This window comes from Aestuariirhabdus haliotis, assembly GCF_023509475.1.
GTDB classification, from domain to species: Bacteria; Pseudomonadota; Gammaproteobacteria; order Pseudomonadales; family Aestuariirhabdaceae; genus Aestuariirhabdus; species Aestuariirhabdus haliotis.
Genome location: NZ_JAKSDZ010000060.1, coordinates 1 through 17,332 on the forward strand (window position 1 = coordinate 1; position 17,332 = coordinate 17,332).

General features: G+C 51.9%; 17 protein-coding genes. 8 read left to right on the top strand and 9 right to left on the bottom strand.

Annotation, left to right across the window (positions count from 1 at the left end; translation table 11 throughout):
* Positions 1-106 precede the first annotated feature (106 nt).
* The 7 genes from MIB40_RS17980 to MIB40_RS18010 all read right to left on the bottom strand — a co-directional run bounded on the left by MIB40_RS17980 (position 107) and on the right by MIB40_RS18010 (position 6,409).
* Complete coding sequence (locus tag MIB40_RS17980) at positions 107-1,039, bottom strand: hypothetical protein (RefSeq protein ID WP_249696885.1); 933 nt, start codon at positions 1,037-1,039, stop codon at positions 107-109.
* 67 nt (positions 1,040-1,106) lie between these two features.
* Positions 1,107-2,504, bottom strand: coding sequence for a MipA/OmpV family protein (locus MIB40_RS17985; RefSeq protein WP_249696886.1), 1,398 nt, complete (start codon positions 2,502-2,504; stop codon positions 1,107-1,109).
* A gap of 32 nt (positions 2,505-2,536) precedes the next feature.
* Positions 2,537-3,391 (bottom strand): formyltetrahydrofolate deformylase, encoded by an 855-nt coding sequence (purU, locus tag MIB40_RS17990; protein ID WP_249696887.1) that lies wholly within the window; start codon positions 3,389-3,391, stop codon positions 2,537-2,539.
* Positions 3,392-3,440: 49 nt separating this feature from the next.
* Positions 3,441-4,889 (bottom strand): exodeoxyribonuclease I, encoded by a 1,449-nt coding sequence (gene sbcB / locus MIB40_RS17995; protein WP_249696888.1) that lies wholly within the window; start codon positions 4,887-4,889, stop codon positions 3,441-3,443.
* A gap of 9 nt (positions 4,890-4,898) precedes the next feature.
* Entirely contained in the window at positions 4,899-5,510 is a 612-nt protein-coding gene (locus tag MIB40_RS18000) for a YigZ family protein (protein ID WP_249696889.1), read from the bottom strand.
* A gap of 7 nt (positions 5,511-5,517) precedes the next feature.
* Positions 5,518-5,871, bottom strand: a complete 354-nt coding sequence (locus tag MIB40_RS18005; RefSeq protein ID WP_249696890.1) for a PilZ domain-containing protein — start codon at positions 5,869-5,871, stop codon at positions 5,518-5,520.
* Positions 5,872-6,019: 148 nt separating this feature from the next.
* Positions 6,020-6,409 (bottom strand): outer membrane protein assembly factor BamD, encoded by a 390-nt coding sequence (locus tag MIB40_RS18010; RefSeq protein WP_249696891.1) that lies wholly within the window; start codon positions 6,407-6,409, stop codon positions 6,020-6,022.
* 101 nt (positions 6,410-6,510) lie between these two features.
* On the opposite strand from MIB40_RS18010, the gene MIB40_RS18015 reads away from it, so the two are divergent.
* A complete protein-coding gene (locus MIB40_RS18015) occupies positions 6,511-7,446 on the top strand; it encodes a universal stress protein (RefSeq protein WP_249696892.1) in 936 nt (311 codons plus the stop codon).
* A 27-nt stretch (positions 7,447-7,473) separates the two neighbouring features.
* Here the strand turns inward: MIB40_RS18015 and MIB40_RS18020 are convergent, their stop codons facing one another.
* Positions 7,474-8,325 (bottom strand): FHA domain-containing protein, encoded by an 852-nt coding sequence (locus tag MIB40_RS18020; protein ID WP_249696893.1) that lies wholly within the window; start codon positions 8,323-8,325, stop codon positions 7,474-7,476.
* Positions 8,326-8,628: 303 nt separating this feature from the next.
* On the opposite strand from MIB40_RS18020, the gene MIB40_RS18025 reads away from it, so the two are divergent.
* The 4 genes from MIB40_RS18025 to MIB40_RS18040 all read left to right on the top strand — a co-directional run bounded on the left by MIB40_RS18025 (position 8,629) and on the right by MIB40_RS18040 (position 12,851).
* On the top strand, positions 8,629-9,456 hold the full coding sequence (locus MIB40_RS18025) for a PP2C family protein-serine/threonine phosphatase (protein WP_249696894.1): 828 nt from the start codon (positions 8,629-8,631) through the stop codon (positions 9,454-9,456).
* Positions 9,456-11,882 carry a bifunctional serine/threonine-protein kinase/formylglycine-generating enzyme family protein gene (locus MIB40_RS18030; protein ID WP_249696895.1) on the top strand — a complete coding sequence of 809 codons (2,427 nt, stop codon included), beginning with the start codon at positions 9,456-9,458 and terminating at the stop codon, positions 11,880-11,882. The genes MIB40_RS18025 and MIB40_RS18030 overlap by 1 nt, the downstream gene beginning before the upstream one ends.
* A 60-nt stretch (positions 11,883-11,942) precedes the next feature.
* Positions 11,943-12,140 carry a hypothetical protein gene (locus tag MIB40_RS18035; RefSeq protein ID WP_249696896.1) on the top strand — a complete coding sequence of 66 codons (198 nt, stop codon included), beginning with the start codon at positions 11,943-11,945 and terminating at the stop codon, positions 12,138-12,140.
* A 480-nt stretch (positions 12,141-12,620) separates the two neighbouring features.
* Positions 12,621-12,851: a Lar family restriction alleviation protein gene (locus MIB40_RS18040; RefSeq protein ID WP_249696897.1), complete on the top strand. Its 231-nt coding sequence runs from the start codon at positions 12,621-12,623 to the stop codon at positions 12,849-12,851.
* 57 nt (positions 12,852-12,908) lie between these two features.
* Here MIB40_RS18040 and MIB40_RS18045 read toward each other — a convergent pair whose 3' ends face one another.
* Positions 12,909-13,703, bottom strand: coding sequence for a hypothetical protein (locus MIB40_RS18045; RefSeq protein ID WP_249696898.1), 795 nt, complete (start codon positions 13,701-13,703; stop codon positions 12,909-12,911).
* Between the two features lie 312 nt (positions 13,704-14,015).
* On the opposite strand from MIB40_RS18045, the gene MIB40_RS18050 reads away from it, so the two are divergent.
* The 3 genes from MIB40_RS18050 (at position 14,016) to galE (ending at position 17,062) form a co-directional block, all read left to right on the top strand.
* Complete coding sequence (locus tag MIB40_RS18050; protein ID WP_249696899.1) at positions 14,016-15,110, top strand: saccharopine dehydrogenase family protein; 1,095 nt, start codon at positions 14,016-14,018, stop codon at positions 15,108-15,110.
* Positions 15,111-15,307: 197 nt separating this feature from the next.
* Positions 15,308-15,886 carry a superoxide dismutase gene (locus MIB40_RS18055; protein WP_249696900.1) on the top strand — a complete coding sequence of 193 codons (579 nt, stop codon included), beginning with the start codon at positions 15,308-15,310 and terminating at the stop codon, positions 15,884-15,886.
* 156 nt (positions 15,887-16,042) lie between these two features.
* Positions 16,043-17,062 carry a UDP-glucose 4-epimerase GalE gene (gene galE / locus MIB40_RS18060; RefSeq protein ID WP_249696901.1) on the top strand — a complete coding sequence of 340 codons (1,020 nt, stop codon included), beginning with the start codon at positions 16,043-16,045 and terminating at the stop codon, positions 17,060-17,062.
* Positions 17,063-17,332 lie beyond the last annotated feature (270 nt).

The window sequence follows — 17,332 nt, forward strand, 5'->3', positions numbered from 1 at the left end:
TTTTGAAAGGTCTCGACCTTACTGCAAAGGCGTGTCGCGATTCTGAATTCGCCTGAAAGCCAGAGTTCATCTGAATGAATCAGAGGTGCCTTAAGACTTATCCATCTTAATAGCGATCGCGATAGATCCAGCGCTGTAGATCCTGATCCATATGGTCACGCAGCTGTTTGATGCTGGTTTCAGCAATCAACAGAATGCTATCAATCAGTTTAGTCGCACTGAGAAACAGGGAGCCATTTCCATAGCCCGACAACCATTGCAGTTTCCTGGCCTGGTCAACCTCAATATCAAAGTGTTTGAGGTTTTTAATATAAGAGCTTTCACTATGGCTCTTCAAAACACGAACCTTATCTCGTTCGGAAAAGGCCTTGCAGCGTTCGACCACCCCCGTCTGGCGCTGATGAAATTCTGACACCAAATAATTCAGCTTGAACACCACCTCCTGATCGCCATCTTCATTGGCATCCAGTCCACGGTGTGTTGATAGCCCACGGATTTGAGCAATACCCTCGAGGGTTGGTAGCAAGGTTTCTGCAAGATATCCCAATAACAACAGGGAATCGGAATCGGTACCCAGCTCTTTATGAAACATTAATGATTTGATAAAGCTGAGCAGCTCGTTGATCAAATGGCTGTGCAGATTAAAATTGGCAATGGGCGAATCCATACGCCACTGACCTTTAACAAACAGCCACTCACGCTCAACGTTTCTCCACTCGGGTGTCAGCAATAAACCGGCCTGACTTAATTGTTTTACCTGCTCGAGATGAAATTCAATCTTGTGCTGAATACCCAAAATTCTCGACTCAAAGAACAGATCACCATTTAAAACCGCCAGAGACGCTCCTCGGTGATGCTGTAGATAGCGCAACAGTGGCAAACAACGCTGCGCCAGGGCAATCCGTCCGAGGCGCCGCTGATTACCCTCATGCAAAGCCTTGTAATCCAGGGGCTGGATATCAGATGCATCATTGGCTGGTGACAAGGCATGCGCACTTAACTGAAACGACTCTTGTCGCAATGCACTGTTTTGAGCCATAAATTCCCCCCCTGACGCGTTTTAATTGATCAACAGGAGGTGAGGGGCAAGAAGCTTGCCAACCTTTCTAGCGCCTTGTCACTGTATTCAGGCATTCAATATAGAGTGTATTGTAGTTGGAACCGCCATCAACATTACCAAACAGATCGGCACTGCCAAAAATCCCCGATCGATGATGGATCGACCAGCCGCCATAGCAGCGCTTCAACGAACGACTGTTAAAGAGATCACCCAGATTCACATCGACACTCCAGTCGATGTAGTTGAGCAAATGGGAGGCATCGCGGTTTTTCGACTCAACATTGTCCCGCTCTACAGCGGGAATTTTGTGAGCGTATGAGATACCCTCTGCGATACCCCATCGGGTCTCCAGCCGGTCAGACCAGGGGAAACGGTTATAATAGCCCTTGATCGCCAGTATATATTCGGGGAAGTTACCCTGCAGATCCCGCTCGTCGTGATAAGCGACGCCGCCCTTCACAAAAATATCCAACGGCCATCCGAATAGACTGTTGCCCACCTGTTTACCGACAAACAAGCTGGCAATTCCGGTTCGTGAACTGTCGCTATCTATCTTGCCCCTGACAATTTCATTAAACTTGGTTTCGGTCGACAAACCTGCGGCGGCCCGCCAGAACCAGACACCCTCCAGCCCATCATCCTCGTCCAGTGCCTGTTGAAACGCCGATGATTCCTCCCCCCCAAAACGATGGTGAATACCCAACGCCATCTTGAACAGGTTACGCTGGTCGATGATCGGGCTATCAACCAGATTGGAATCCAGCCGTTCCTGTTCCAGTCCAAGCGAGAGATGAACATCGGAGGTCCATTGATAATCAATATTGAGACCAATACTGGCGTTAATAGCCGAGCCAGTGTCATAAACGGGGCGCCCGGTAATTACCTCATCAGATTCAACCCCATAGTAATACTGAGCTAACTGTTGGCTCTGATAGGTCGCACCGATCCAGGGCTGCCATTGCCAGCGTCCTTTACGAGAATGCCCCGACCACTGCAGGGATGTATCCCACCCTCTATGCTTATTCGAGATATCGGCCGAAGGCGTGAGACTAAAACGCCCCCAATCGGTCTGGCGAGCAAACACAGCCTGAAAATCGACACTGTCATCCCGCTCCATACCCTCCAGAAACTTGTCGTTCTCTTCATTATATCCCGCAAAACGATAGGACAGCGCCAGATCAATTTCCCAGGGACTGTCATTGAGTAAGTGCACCCCTGCCCGAGGACCACTCATAAAAAAGCGTTCCCCTTCGTAAGTAATATGGGGCAAAAAATCGTCCTGTATCTCCTCTCCTCGATAGGGAGAGGTCTGCCCTCGGAATGTAGCTCCGAGAGACCAACTACCGACAGGTTGTTCTAACCAACCAAGATCGGTCACATCCTCTGCTGTCAGCGGCAATGGCAACATAGACAGCAGGGCAAAACCTATGACTAGTACGCGCAACAGCCCGCTCCATTGACTATTGAGTTAACGGCTCAGCGGAAAACAACGGTCTTGTTTTCATGCACCAAAACCCGATCTTCCAGATGATAGCGCAGGCCCTTGGCCAGCGCGGTTTTTTCACAATCCTTACCCATTCGCACCATATCATCGATGCTGTCCCGGTGGCTGATACGCTCGATATCCTGCTCAATAATCGGACCGGCATCGAGTTCAGCTGTGACGTAATGGCAGGTGGCACCAATCAACTTGACCCCTCGCTGATGGGCCTGATGATAAGGCTTGGCGCCGGCAAACGAGGGCAAAAAGCTGTGATGAATGTTAATTACACGATTGGCATATTGGGCGCAGATATCGGCAGGAAGAATCTGCATATAGCGTGCGAGCACGATGGTATCGGCCTGGTATTCGGCGACGAGCTCGGCAACCTGGCGAAATGCGGTCTCTTTTTCTGCTTTCAAGACAGGCACATAATGAAAGGGAATCCCATGCCATTCGACCATTGATCGCAGATCATCATGGTTGGAGATAACGGCAGGGATGTCACATTCCAATTCACCACTGTGCCAACGATGCAACAGGTCAGCCAGGCAGTGGGACTCTCGACTGGCCATCAGCAACACTCGCTTGGGCTCGGTAGAATCCGTAATGTTCCACTGCATTTGGTACTCGGTGGCGATGGGCGCAAAAGCCGCTCGTAAGGTGGACAGATCCAGAGGCATCGAATCGGCACAAATTTCATGGCGCATAAAAAACCAGCCGGTGGTCGCATCCGAATGGTGATTAGCCTCGGTAATGGACGCGTTATAATTGGCAAGAAAATTACTGACCTTGGCAACGATACCTACCCGGTCGGGGCAGGCGACCACAAGACGAAAAGTACGGGACATCAATGACTCCTTTATGCGAAGGTCCATTATAGACCGCCCGGCGAGGCGATCAATTCACGCCTATCCCACAGCTCAGTTCATGCCCCCAGCGCTCCAGTTCAGCCAGGACGTGCTGGCTTTGCGAATCGCTACGCTCGCTTTTCAGCTCAGCAAGTCGGGCAACAAATTGCGCCAACGTACGACCTCCGCCGCCATCATCTTGCAGCAAACGCTGCTGGCGAAACTGGTGCCAGCGGTGTTGCTCAGCCTCCGACAAGGTATTCGGATAGTTTCTCGCCCGATAGCGGAACAGCATCTCTTCTAGCCTTGGATCATCAAATGCCGGTTCTAGCAAACCGAGTTGATCGGCCGGCGTGCTCCGAACCTGATCGATTCGATTGCGGTCATCCGCGCCGAAAAAACCACCACTGTAGATCATATGATCGGGGTCCGTATGAGGTTTCCGCTCGCCATTGCTCATCACCTGCCGCAACTTTTCGGGCAGCTCCGGTGCTGCCAGCAGGCGTTCGTAATTCTGCTTCATGGTTGTCATATCCAATTGCAAACGAGCAATATCTTCATCCCTTAACACATTGATTGGTGCCACGATTGGGCAGCGGTTGATGTGCACAGTTTTTAACCCGGGACGCTCGGCCCCCTCTTCCAGCTCCGCCACGGGTGTGTAAAGACGCCGTCGAATCTCTTCAGTATCCAGATCGAGCAAAATTTCAGGATCACTCGCCAAATCAACCACAATCACACCATTATTATTTTCGGGGTGAGGCGCGATCGGCAGCACCAGAGCTAAACAGTGTCGATTGGCAGGGTAACGCCCCGACACATGCACCAACGGGTTGCGCTGCTGAGCGTTAAGTAAACGTGACACCATCTGCTTTTGACGATGATTAAAGACGAAGTCGTATAACCTCGGCTGGTGCTGTTTGATTAATCGAGCCATAGCAACCGTTGCACGGACATCACTCAGGGCATCGTGCGCAGCCTCATGGGCAATACCATTGGCCGCCGTGAGCTCTTCGAGACGAAAACTCGGGGAGCCATCGTCCCGCACTGGCCACTCGATACCTTCAGGGCGAAGCGCAGCGGTCAGGCGTACCAGATCAATAATATCCCAGCGGCTGTTGCCGTTTTTCCACTCCCGGGCATAGGGGTCATAAAAATTTCTGTAGAGCGAATGTCGGGTCACCTCATCATCGAAACGCAGGCTGTTATAACCCGCCACGCAGGTTCCTGGAACGCTGAATGCCTGATGAATACGGGCGATAAAGTCCGCTTCATTAGAACCATTCTGGCGGGCTATTTGCGGCGTTATGCCGGTCACCAGACAAGCTTCTGGAGCGGGTAGCTGATCATCAGGAGGAGCACAATAATGCACCAGCGCAGGCTCATCGATTTCGTTCAGTTCCAGGTCCGTGCGCAGACCAGCAAACTGTGATGGCCAGTCAGTCGCCGGATTGGTGCCAAAGGTTTCATAATCGTGCCAGTAAATAGTCCCAGCCAAGGATCAGCCTCACTCTGTTTCAAAGTCCATTTTTCCACGACAAGTATCTTGCGCGGTTCGTCTAAAGTCTGCCACCGCATCAACGGGGAGTTCAATTGCTAGCGTCACACCCAGGCCGTAATCCACCCGCAACAGTCGGCCATGAACCAACGCCAGCGCTTTTCTAAGCGCTGTTTCATATTCAAAGCTACAGCTTATTCGACATTGCTGCATCGGGTATCGGCGGCTTAAGCGGACTTCATCAACAACCCTCTGAACCGATTCGGAGTAGGCTCGTACCAGACCACCGGCCCCCAGTTTAATCCCGCCAAAATAACGAACAACCACCACCATAAGGTCGCTTATCGACTGATGTTGCAGGACATTGAGCATAGGTTTCCCGGCAGTCCCCTGGGGCTCCCCATCATCGGAACAGGCTTCTGCGGAGGGTGAAAAAGGGGTGCCGATACGATATGCCCAACAATGATGACGGGCATCCGGATAACGCTGACGCAACGCTTGCAGGCACTCAAGCGCCTGCTCCCGACTGACTACCGGCTCAAGAAACACCCGAAACTGGCTGCGTTTAATTTCCAGCTCGACACGAGCAGGCGCTTCAGGTGCAAGGTAAGAAGCGGACACCGGGCCGTCAGGATCCCGGGGTTCGAAAGGTGAAATATTCTTTGAGCGTCAGGATAAGGTCCTGCATGCCGTCACTGGAGGTTTCAATACTGAATCCCGTATCGTAATAGGCGGGATCGACATCCTGACGGCACCACTGGCTGGTAGCATCAAACTTGAGTTCAATATACTCGCCGTCACCCTGCGGCAGCTTGATGCTCATTTTGAACATCTCACCGACCATCACCGGAAGGCGAGTAATCAGCATCAGCCCACCGTCGGAGATATTGCCCAGCGCACCAATTTCCCGGCCAGTATTACTGTTATAAACAGTCAGGTAATCGGACAGGTAATGACGCGTTAAATCACGTCGTTCCTGCATTGGTGGGGAATCTTTCACGAGCGGCGTTCTCAATTCGATGGCTTCAGACGTAGGCCCAAGTATAACTACTTTGCCCCAAGCTGACATCTACGTCCAGCCAAAGCCGGGCTTAAGCTGACCCGGCACCGATATTAAGCACCCAGAACAATCAAGAGGCAGGCTTGGTGGTGAGCACCTTCAAACGCGCTTTGGCTCGATAGGCATATTCCGATTGGGGAAAGGTCGCGACAATATAATTATAGGTTTCCATCGCATCCAGATAGTAACCCTGGCGTTCCAGACATAACCCGCGCAGCAGCGACACTTCCGGCTGCATAAAACGATAAGAGCGCAGCATCCGCTCTACCTTGCTGAGGGTTTGTATGGTGGCGACGCAATCACCATCGGCATATTGCTGATGCGCCAAGTCCATACCTTCGTTGACGCTGGTACTGACCTGATAACCGCTACACCCCACCAAGGTGAGGGCGACAACGATACCCTGCGATAAGCGAAGTAAGAGGCAGCATGATTGTCGATAGAGGCGGAGGCTATTCATTCGTTACTTTCCTTATAGCTATAAACGCGATATCGGCACCTTATCTGGAATCTTTAAGCCAAACTGTTATGGTGAGAATCGACCAACAGGCGAGCGTAAGAATGAAGATAGACGAAATTCAGCAAATATATGTTGTGCTGGAATACGATGCTAACAACGATGCCGCTCTGGATCGTGCTTTGATGCTAGCCGAGGGCTTATCCACCGAGCACAAATCGCCACAAATAACCCTGCTATGCCCGGTTTACCTGAGCCTTCTGGAGCACAATTTACTGTTTGACGAAGCTCAACGAGAGGCAGCCCGCGAGCAATGGTTAACAACTAGAGAGCAGTGGCTAGATCATCTTATTGGTGGCCTTAAAGCCAGTCATAGCAACATCACAGGCCACCTGATTTATACGGCCAACGCTCATGATGCTCTGCTTAGCGAGTTCGATACCACGAGTCAGGCCCTGGTACTGAAAACACCCGGTAAGCACCACTCTTTCCGGGACCTGTTTCTGCCACAAAAAGACTGGGACCTGATACGACATTGCCCGCTACCGACCTGGTTACCCGTCAATTCCACCCCCTTCAAACAAGTCATTGCCTGCATAGATCCACTTCACGCCTCCGACCCAGACCACACCAGGGACCGGGCTATCATCGAAACGGCCCAGCGTGTGGCTCACTTAACCCAGGCAAAACTCATCATACTGCACACCTACTTGCCGCTACCCAATTACCTGATGTTCGACGCCGGAATCACTCACCCTGGTCAACAACTGGAGACCATAAGACAACAACATCAACAAGCCGCACAGTCGTTACTGAAAGAGATGGGTATCAGCGACACTTCATTACGACTGCTAGAAGGACACGCCGAACAGATACTGCGAAACGAAGGTCAAAAGAACCCCGAGACATTGATCATACTGGGGGCTACGGCTCGGGGAGCCATTGATAGTTCTGTTATGGGCAACACCGCAGAACGGGTACTGCAGAGCTCAGAATGTGAGGTATTGATCTGCCCTGCTAACCAGTCAACAGACTGCTAGCAGGGCACACCGGCAACGGACCAGACGCTAGAGGACCACCAGCAGACCAACACCGGCCAAGGCCAATACCACACCGATACCGATCAGCATGCCATAGCCCTCTTTCCTGGAGTCCGTTTCATCGGAATTGGTCGGCACAGACTGAGGCGATGACTTGACCTGAACAGCCGAATCAATAGCTGAATCCTTGGTCACCGGAGCCGATGATGCAGTTTTCACCGGGGCCGATTCGGCCGTTGTCCGAACCATGGTTTTATCCAACTCATCCGGTGGACCCAGCACCGTAAACATCAGTTTATCGAAACCCACCAGGTCTCCACGCTTCAAGCAAGCTTCCGTCACTCGTTTGCCGTTGACATAAGTACCATTTGAAGACCCTAGGTCCTTGACCATCAAACGCCCGTCCAGCAACGATAACTCGGCATGGCGGCGGGATAAATGGGAGGAGGATATGCTGATCTGACAGTCGGCAGAACGACCGATCACCATGGCCTTATTAATCGCAAAGGTTCGGTCTGGCAATGAGGCGTCCATCGCTTTGATCGACCATTGCTTATCGTTATTCGCGGGCTTGACCTTGGGAACGAAGCCGTCTTTAGGATCGACCAGCTCGAGCTCTACCGAACCCACACAGATCAAATCACCTGCCTTGGTGAGCACGGCTTTCTTGACGTCGCGCCCATTTACCGACAGCACGGCTGAGGTATCAACCCGCACCAGGGCAATCTCTTCATCCTTAACGCGAAGTTCGGCATGATTGCCAGCAACGCTGTCATCGGCGATAACAAAGTCATTTTCCGATGACGACCCTATGCGCATCCTGGCGTCCACTAACCAACGTGCGATTCCTTGATTGTCCTTACGCACAAGTTTTAACATGCCTTACTCCTGTTACTACTTCGGGGCATTAAACAACATCCTGCGAAACACCGCCTATTAAGGGCTTAAAGCCGCCTGAGGTGGCGCACAATAACTCATTTGGATACTGCTGAGAATTGAGTCAGGCGAGCGAACGCGATAGGCTCGACACCTGATCCCTAAAAATAATCGAGAGCGCCTAAGTTATACGGCGATCAGTTCACAGATTTAAAAACTTTTTTCCTCCATTCTCGGTCGGTATTATCGGCGCCGGGTTCTGTCCGCAGAACGGCCACCGATCTCCGTTCCAGGCACAGGATGACTATGGCCACTATCAGTTTTGCGGCGAGAACCGATCCCGGCAAACAACGCAGTAATAATGAAGATTGCTTTCTTTGTGACGAGTCCTTGGGGCTATGGCTCGTTGCCGACGGTATGGGCGGTCATAACTGCGGCGAAGTCGCCAGCAAAATTGCCGTGGACACCCTTGCACGCGAAGTTGCTAACGAACGACCATTGACCGATGCCATTCACCGGGCCCACGAGGCTATTCGAGAGCAAAGCCAGCATAACAAAGAGCAAGAAGGCATGGGCACGACACTGGTCGGCGTCAAGGACCAGGGCACTCATTACGATATTGGCTGGGTCGGTGACAGCCGTATCTACCGTTGGAACCCGGTTCGCGTGCCACCGATGCAGCAACTGAGCAGAGATCACTCTTATGTACAGGAGTTACTGGAGAGTGGTGCCATCAACCAACAAGAGGCGGATAACCACCCTCAACGTAACATCATCACCCAATCCCTGGGTTGCCCACTGGATGCCCTGCGGGTGGATACCGACACCCTCGAGTGGTTAACGGGCGATACCTTGCTGCTATGCAGTGATGGGCTCAGCGATGAGCTCAGTGACGAGGAGATGCAATCCCTGATCGAGCAACCGGTATCCTGCGATCAACTGGCCGACGACCTGATAGAGGCGGCTCTGTCTCGTGGTGGGCGAGATAATATCAGTCTGGTGGTAATTCGAGCAGAGGCCGACAAACCGCCGTCAACCCCTTCCACCGATGCATACCAGCGTCAGGCGCCTAAACTGATTGTCGCCCTACTGGCCTTGCTGGCCATGTTTTACCTAAGTCTGGGAGGCGAGTAATGGTCGGGGCCGACATCAACGACAATAAAGAGCTGCGCATCCCGGGATATCGCATTCTGCGGGAAATTAATCGCGGCGGTATGTCCATCGTCTACCTGGCAATACAAGAGAGCTTCGGCCGTGAAGTCGCTCTCAAGGTGATGAGTCCTGCACTGGCCACCGACCCCAGCTTTGGCGAGCGGTTCCTGCGCGAGGCCAATATCGTCGGTCGACTGTCCCATCCGCACATTATTTCCGTGTATGACGTCGGCGTTTTTGATCAGTTTTACTACATCGCGATGGATTACTGTCCCGGACAAAGCCTGCAGCAAGTGATACACGCCGGCCTGACCCAGGAACGGGCATTGGAGATTCTTCGTCAGGTAGCCCATGCGCTCGACTTTGCCCATGAAAAAGGCTTCGTGCACCGGGACGTTAAGACAGAAAACATCCTGTTTCGCCAGGATGGTTCAGCGGTGCTTACTGACTTTGGTATTGCCAAAGCACTCGACACGCCCGTCGATGTCACCTCGGTAGGTTCCATTGTTGGCACCCCCCATTACATGAGCCCGGAGCAGGCAAAGGGCCACAGCCTTGATGGCCGCGCAGATATTTACAGCCTGGGCATCGTATTCTACGAAATGCTGATGGGAAAAGTGCCCTATTCCGGGGATTCTGCCGTTGCCATTGGCATCAAGCACGTCTCCCAACCCGTACCAGAGCTGGCGCCTCGTTATAAGAAGTTCCAGCCTATGCTACAGCGGATGCTGGCTAAAAATGTCAGCGAGCGATACCAGCGTGGTGCCGAGATCGTAAATGATATTGCCTCTATAGAAGGCGATACGCCCCCCTACGAGTTGCCTCGGCGCAATAGTCGTATCAGCGGTTTCTTCGACCAATTAACCGGCAAGCGCAAGATTGTTGCCAACCAGGAAGCCTTTGGTTTCGAAATTGAAACACGCTCAACGGAGCAGCTCCCACCCATCGATCCGGGTGAAGAAGCGGCAACCGATATACGTCCGGGCAGCGATACCTTGATTCGCGCAGGCGCCCCAAAGCGCCGACGCCGACGTATTCTGGCAGCGGCATTAATCGCCGCTCCGGTGCTCTATTGGGCCCCTTTACCCTGGGCCGACTGGTATCAACAGTCGCTGGTTGCTATTGGTCTGGCATCCAACGAACCGGCTGTGACTAGCGCAGATGAATCCCAACAACCGGCATCCCCGGTTATTGAGTTGGCGGAACCTGTGCCAACCAACCCCCCGGTCACCATCAATACGGCACCACCACCGCGCCGCTTCGCGCTGACGGTCAACACCCAACCGGACGATGCCCTGGTCGTACTACTAGGACACCCTGACCCTTACCAGCCAGGTATGCGACTGAACGAGGGGGAATATCAGGTGCAGGTCGCCCGTCCCGGTTACGTCACGGCGATGGAAACCCTTCGTATGGACGGGAAGAATCAAACCATCAGCATCAAGCTGCAGCCCGAAACCTATCGCTTTAGCATCAACGCGACCCCCGCGGACAGCAAAATTCGCATCTTAAACATCAAACCCCGATACCGGGACAATATAGCTCTTGAGCCTGGACGATATATGGTCGAGGTTTCCAAGAAAGGCTTCCAGCCGTTTAAAGACTGGGTTGAACTGGGTCGACGTGACAAATCCATCGACATCACCCTACGACCAGTGCCAAAAGCCGGTTTTGTCTTCCGCAACCACCTGAAAGATGGCAGTTCCGGGCCTTCAATGGTGATCATTCCACCCGGCAGTTTTATGATGGGGAGTAAGGCCAGTGAAGATGAACAGCCACGCCACCGGGTTAAAATCGCCAAAGCCTTTGCCATCAGTCGTCACGAAATCGTCTTTGCCCAATACGACAAATTCACTCGAGCCACGGGTCGCAAACTGGCAAAAGATAAGGGTTGGGGCCGAAATACTCGTCCCGCTATCAATGTCAGCTGGGAAGATGCCCAAGCTTACGTAAACTGGTTAAGCAAAGTCACCGGCAAACACTACCGCCTGCCAACCGAAGCAGAATGGGAGTACGCAGCCAGAGCCGGTAGCAGCAAAGCCTATTGGTGGGGCAATGCCATTGGTGAAAAAAATGCCAACTGCGGTGATGGCTGTAGCGACCTGCTCAGCTCTATCTTCAGCCGCAAGCGCAGCGAACCCGTTGGTCAATACAAAGCCAATGGCTTTGGTTTGTACGACACCCAGGGTAACGTCGCTGAATGGGTCGAAGATTGCTACGCCAACGATTACAGCCGCGCGGCCAGCGACGGAAGCGCTCTCGAGTTCAGCTTTTGCAATCGCCGGGTAGCCCGCGGCGGTAGTTTTGATAGCAAAGCCAGCGAGATTACGGTGTCTTCCCGAGACGCCTATAAGGCTGAACACCGAACAGCCAACGTCGGTTTTCGCATTGTTGTAGAGTTGGATTGACAAACCCGCAAGCGTTAATGATAATCATTATCGTTAACGGTTCATAACAGGGGTGTCACCATGAGTCTGACAATAAATGCCTGGATGGAAAGCAATCAAGAATTCTGTCTCAATATTTTCAATTGCGAAACTGGAGCCACAGAGGTTCAGTGGCGCTTCGATCCCAAGCAGCTTGACCCGAGCATGTCCCATCAAGAGCTCAAGCATCTGTTCAAACAATTACTTCTGTTAAGCTGTAAAGCTCGCGTAAGCGACTAGCCCAATGAGAGTTAACTCAGGAATGACGTGCCACTCATACCATAAAGATGAGCACCCTTCTTATAAGCCGCATCCGGTGTAAGGTAGCCTCATCTATAGAGAAACGGGCTAACAAAGCCCTTGCTATCATTGTCCACCGCTCTACACTTGAACTAACTCGGCAACTATGTGAACAGGACAGTGATCATCAGTTTACGGAGACCTTGTCGCTATGCGGCACGGTAGCGAAAGCACCTCACCGCATCCCCCAAAAAGTCTGTTCACAGACCCTACCAACCTCCCCCCTAACAAAAGTCAGACGACGACCTTTTTCGACCGTCGCCGCCCGTTCGATGCGCCAGTCGATACCGAGCCCATTTAGGCCGTTTGATCCTATTTTGCACTGCATGATAGCCATAAACATCGGTGCACGTGCCCGGATACTAGATAATAAAGATGCCGGGGCGGTACCAAGCAAGGCCATTAGGACCAGGGAGTTATATGAGTCAGTTACTCGAAGCTTGTCCATTCTGCGCGAGCCAACAACTGAAGATTGTCCAGGGGTTACTGTCACAACGGGTTGTTTGCAAACTGTGCAGCGCGCAGGGTAGTCGCGAAACAGACGCCCTAAAGGCGGTCAATTCCTGGAATCGCATCAGCCGGGAGCTGCGTCAAGCCAGACGCATCGAAACCCGGCAAATGGTGCGAGAAATAGGGGGGCTGAGAAACTAGCGCAAAGCAGCTAGAGCGTTAGTTGAGCTGCCTGTTGTTATACGAATTCGTCAGGCGTTAACCACTGGAGCCTTGCAATTGATTAAGGTTGTTGCGCATTTCCAGTAGTTGACTATTCACCTGACGACGAAACGCATCAATGGAGCGCAAGGCGTCCTGATTATCTGCCGATAGACTGTTCGCCGCCTCAAGGTCAGCAGAGTACTGCTTTTGGAAGAGCTCAAAGCGCGCATTAAGCGCTTCCAGACTGTCCAGGCGCTCTAACAGAACCTCAAGGCGAGCCGCCTGCTCTGTGCTTGACAGCTGGATTTGGGAGGCTAACGCCTTGGTGCGTTCCTGCTCTTTTCCAAGCTCCGAACGATAGGCTTTTAGGCTTTTTTCCTGAGCCTTCCGAGCCACCGTCAATGCCGCTATCAACTTAGCCTGCTTTTCCAGCAACGCCCCATTTTCAGCGATATTGCGTTTATTCCGCTTGTTGGACACATCCCACAGCTTGCGAATTTCAGAATTGACCACCCGTAATTCCGCCTGCACCTTGGTGTCGGATTGATCCATCGACTCACCGGTGGCAATCACCTTGCCACTGACGTCCTGCAGCCGCTGCAAGGTGAGTTCAAAAGCCTGTTGATTACTCTCCAGCTGTGCTTTCAACGCCTGGGTCTGCTGATGCCCAAAATAAGCAACCGCACCCAAAGCACCAACCAACAGTACGACCAGCCCCATCAACACAGGAGATCCTTTCGCGCCAGAATCTGACTTGGGTGTTGGTGCGCGACGATCAATGCGAATATCGTCCTGCGATACACTCAAGCTCGGGATATCTTCCAGGTCATCGGTATTATCTGCTTTCATAAACGTCTCATTGTCTATTGGGTGTAAACCCGCCGGGGCTACAGAATGTTCTGACGCGCCATTGTAGATGAAAAGCCGCCTGTGCAGCCACCAAGCAACCTCAATGGCATGACTCAACTATGCGCCAAATCACAGCTTACTTGACGGCCATTCCCCGCCGTTGGCCACACAAAGTGAACTCTCGAGCCCCAAAACCACCCTATTCACCTTGTGCCGGATGCGAATCGCTCTATCATTAAGTGCGTTAACAGAGTTTTTGAGCCTTTCTCCCAGAACAGAGGCATTCGGCCGGTCAACTACACAAGGATGGTAATGAACGCCAAAAATGAGCCCAAATGGATGATCTACGGCGCCAATGGCTTCACTGGCAGTATGATTGCTCGTATGGCACATATGCAGGGGCTAACCCCCATTCTAGCCGGCAGGAACGACGAACAGATCGTGCCTCTGGCCACCGAACTCAATGCCTCGTATCGCATCTTTTCACTGGAAGACAAACAACGTATCACCGATAGCCTGTCTGATATTGACCTGCTACTCAATTGCGCAGGCCCCTTCGCCTACACCGCAACCGAGCTGATCAATGGCTGTCTCGAGAATGACGTGCACTATATCGATATCACCGGGGAAATTGACGTCTTTGAACTGGCTCAGTCGCAACATGATCGAGCGAGGAAAAAACGCAAGGTTCTATGCCCTGGCGTGGGTTTCGATGTTGTCCCGACCGATTGCATCTCAGCCACCTTAAAGAACGCCTTGCCAGACGCCGAAAGCCTCACACTGGGTTTTGATACCGAGGGAGAGCTCAGCGTTGGCACCACAAAAACCAGCTTGCTGGGCGCGCAGCAAGGTGGAATTACCCGTCAGGAGGGTAAACTCTGCCATGAAGCCCTGGGCTCACGAGAGCGAGATATCGATTTTGGCACCGGAATCAAACATGCTGTGGCCATTCCCTGGGGAGATTTGGCCACCGCCTGGTTCACAACGGGGATCGGCAATATCGAAGTCTACATGTCGGCATCCCCGGAACGTATCCGTTCGCTGAAACGCCTCAATTGGATGAGACCATTACTGCGCATAGGCTGGATAAAACAGCTCCTGCTACAACGTATCGGAAAACAGGTCCAAAACCCCACCAGCGATGCCCGCCTGAAAGCCCCTTGTTACGTTTGGGGCGAAGTCAGGAATAACCGGGGAAACAGCAAACAAGCCTTCCTTTCAACCCCTAACGGCTACGACCTGACGGTTACCTCTGCCCTGGCTATTGTACGCTACCTGCTTGAGTATGATGGCGGCGGTGGCTATTTCACCCCGTCTCGCTTGATGGGAACCTCCTTTGTCGAAAGCCTCCCGGGCTGCTCCGCGATAACGGTTATCAGTTATCAGCAAGGGGTACTGGACAGCTAACTAGCGGGCATAGACAATACCCGACATATTTACTCTGATATTTTGTTGTGGGCTCTCGGGCCTGAAGTGCTACAATGCCCACCCATTTTATTTGTGCGCCAAGCGGTCGACGAACCGTAACGCTTTAAAGTGCAGCTACAGCGACTTGCTGGGCTGCGTGTACCGGGAAACCAACCTGATCTGGAGGAAACCATCCCATGGCTATCGAACTTCCTGCACTACCCTACGAAAAAAACGCCCTCGAGCCTCATATCTCCCAAGAGACTCTGGAATTCCATTACGGCAAGCACCACAACACTTACGTGGTAAAGCTGAACGGTCTTATTGAAGGTACGGATTTCGAAGGCAAAGATCTGGAAACCATCGTCAAAAGTTCTGACGGTGGCGTCTTCAATAACGCCGCCCAAATCTGGAACCACACTTTTTACTGGAACAGCCTCAGCCCTAATGGTGGCGGCGCCCCAAGCGGCCCTCTGGCTGATGCTATCAATGCGACATTCGGCTCCTTCGAAGCTTTCCAGGAGAAGTTTACTGAATCCGCGGTCAACAACTTCGGCTCCTCCTGGACCTGGTTGGTGAAAAACGCCGATGGCAGCCTGGCCATCGTCAACACCAGCAATGCCGCAACGCCACTGACCGGCGACCAAAAACCCCTGCTAACCTGCGATCTGTGGGAGCATGCCTACTACATCGACTACCGCAACGTACGCCCTGACTACCTCAAGGCGTTCTGGCAGCTGGCTAACTGGGAATTCGCGCAAAGCAATTTTGCCTAATTCCTAAGTCGCTCAAAAAGGCCGATGGAGAGATTCATCGGCCTTTTTTGTTTATTTAGCAATAGTTTCGCATCAGATGAGTCAGCCCATGGTTATTGCTTATAAACTGCATTATTCTTCACCTTATCCTCCGTAGCTGGAAAATAGACCCGAGAAATGAGCAAGATCCTAGTCACCGGCGGAGCCGGTTATATTGGCAGCCATACCTGTGTCGAGCTGATCGAAGCTGGTTACAATATTCTGGTAATCGACAATTTCAGCAACAGTTGCCCGGAAGCACTCAAGCGAGTTGAACAGATTACGGGGAAATCGATTGCTTTTGAGCAGATCGATATTCGTGATGCCAATAGTCTTGAGGAGCTGTTCAGCCGCCACCAATTTGAAGCCGTTATCCATTTCGCCGGTCTCAAGGCAGTGGGAGAATCCTGCCAAATACCCCTGGAGTACTACCAGAACAATGTCAGTGGCACTCTCAACCTGTGCCAGACGATGAAGGCTCATGGATGCCATAACCTGGTGTTCAGCTCCTCAGCTACGGTTTATGGCGAACCGGCTAGCTTGCCCATTACCGAAGATTTCCCGCTTTCTGCCACCAATCCTTATGGACGTTCCAAGTTAATCATCGAAGATATGATGCGGGATCTGCATAAATCCGATAACAACTGGAACATTCTGCTTCTGCGCTATTTCAACCCGGCCGGGGCACACCCCAGCGGACTGATCGGCGAAGATCCTAATGGCATTCCAAATAATCTGATGCCCTACATCAGCCAAGTTGCAATTGGAAAGCTAGAAAAACTACAAGTGTTTGGTGACGACTACGATACTGTCGATGGCACGGGTGTCCGAGATTATATCCACGTGGTCGATCTGGCCAAAGGTCACGTTAAGGCGTTAGATAAGCTAAATCAAAAACCTGGGTGCACAGCTTATAATCTGGGTGTTGGTAGCGGGTATAGCGTTTTACAGATGGCTGCAGCCTTTGCCAAGATCAGTGGCAGAGAAATCCCACACGAAATCGTTGAGCGGCGTCCAGGTGATATTGCCAATTGCTACGCTGACCCGAGCTTAGCAATGCAAGCATTGGGGTGGCAAGCCGAATTAGGCTTAGAGGCTATGGTAGAGGATGGTTGGAATTGGCAAAAAAAGAATATGGATGGATATCATACAAATTAATAAAAACTACATTTAGCAAAAAACACAACAGTCTTAATGGTTTGCATTCAAGATTAACTGATACATATCAATCTATAGAGCTTTTTGATGAGGAAGTGGCGACATTTAGTTCTAACAAACCCGCCGAATGCATATCTGAACCTCCCCCGCTTTAACGGATACCAACATCTAACTAAAGATGAGGTATCCAATGCCACGCTACAACAATCCAAGAAGAACCTGGCAGTACACAAACGAGTTTAAAGCCAAAGCCGTTCAGTTGAGCCTGAT

Bases quoted from the DNA above. Each gene is read 5' to 3' on its own strand.
- MIB40_RS17980 (WP_249696885.1), bottom strand. From the start codon at position 1,039: ATGGCTCAAAACAGTGCATTGCGACAAGAGTCGTTTCAGTTAAGTGCG.
- MIB40_RS18025 (WP_249696894.1), top strand. From the start codon at position 8,629: ATGGCCACTATCAGTTTTGCGGCGAGAACCGATCCCGGCAAACAACGC.
- MIB40_RS18015 (WP_249696892.1), top strand. From the start codon at position 6,511: ATGAAGATAGACGAAATTCAGCAAATATATGTTGTGCTGGAATACGAT.
- MIB40_RS18020 (WP_249696893.1), bottom strand. From the start codon at position 8,325: ATGTTAAAACTTGTGCGTAAGGACAATCAAGGAATCGCACGTTGGTTA.
- MIB40_RS18010 (WP_249696891.1), bottom strand. From the start codon at position 6,409: ATGAATAGCCTCCGCCTCTATCGACAATCATGCTGCCTCTTACTTCGC.
- MIB40_RS18005 (WP_249696890.1), bottom strand. From the start codon at position 5,871: ATGCAGGAACGACGTGATTTAACGCGTCATTACCTGTCCGATTACCTG.
- MIB40_RS18030 (WP_249696895.1), top strand. From the start codon at position 9,456: ATGGTCGGGGCCGACATCAACGACAATAAAGAGCTGCGCATCCCGGGA.
- MIB40_RS18050 (WP_249696899.1), top strand. From the start codon at position 14,016: ATGAACGCCAAAAATGAGCCCAAATGGATGATCTACGGCGCCAATGGC.
- MIB40_RS18035 (WP_249696896.1), top strand. From the start codon at position 11,943: ATGAGTCTGACAATAAATGCCTGGATGGAAAGCAATCAAGAATTCTGT.
- purU (WP_249696887.1), bottom strand. From the start codon at position 3,391: ATGTCCCGTACTTTTCGTCTTGTGGTCGCCTGCCCCGACCGGGTAGGT.
- galE (WP_249696901.1), top strand. From the start codon at position 16,043: ATGAGCAAGATCCTAGTCACCGGCGGAGCCGGTTATATTGGCAGCCAT.
- MIB40_RS18040 (WP_249696897.1), top strand. From the start codon at position 12,621: ATGAGTCAGTTACTCGAAGCTTGTCCATTCTGCGCGAGCCAACAACTG.
- MIB40_RS18055 (WP_249696900.1), top strand. From the start codon at position 15,308: ATGGCTATCGAACTTCCTGCACTACCCTACGAAAAAAACGCCCTCGAG.
- MIB40_RS18045 (WP_249696898.1), bottom strand. From the start codon at position 13,703: ATGAAAGCAGATAATACCGATGACCTGGAAGATATCCCGAGCTTGAGT.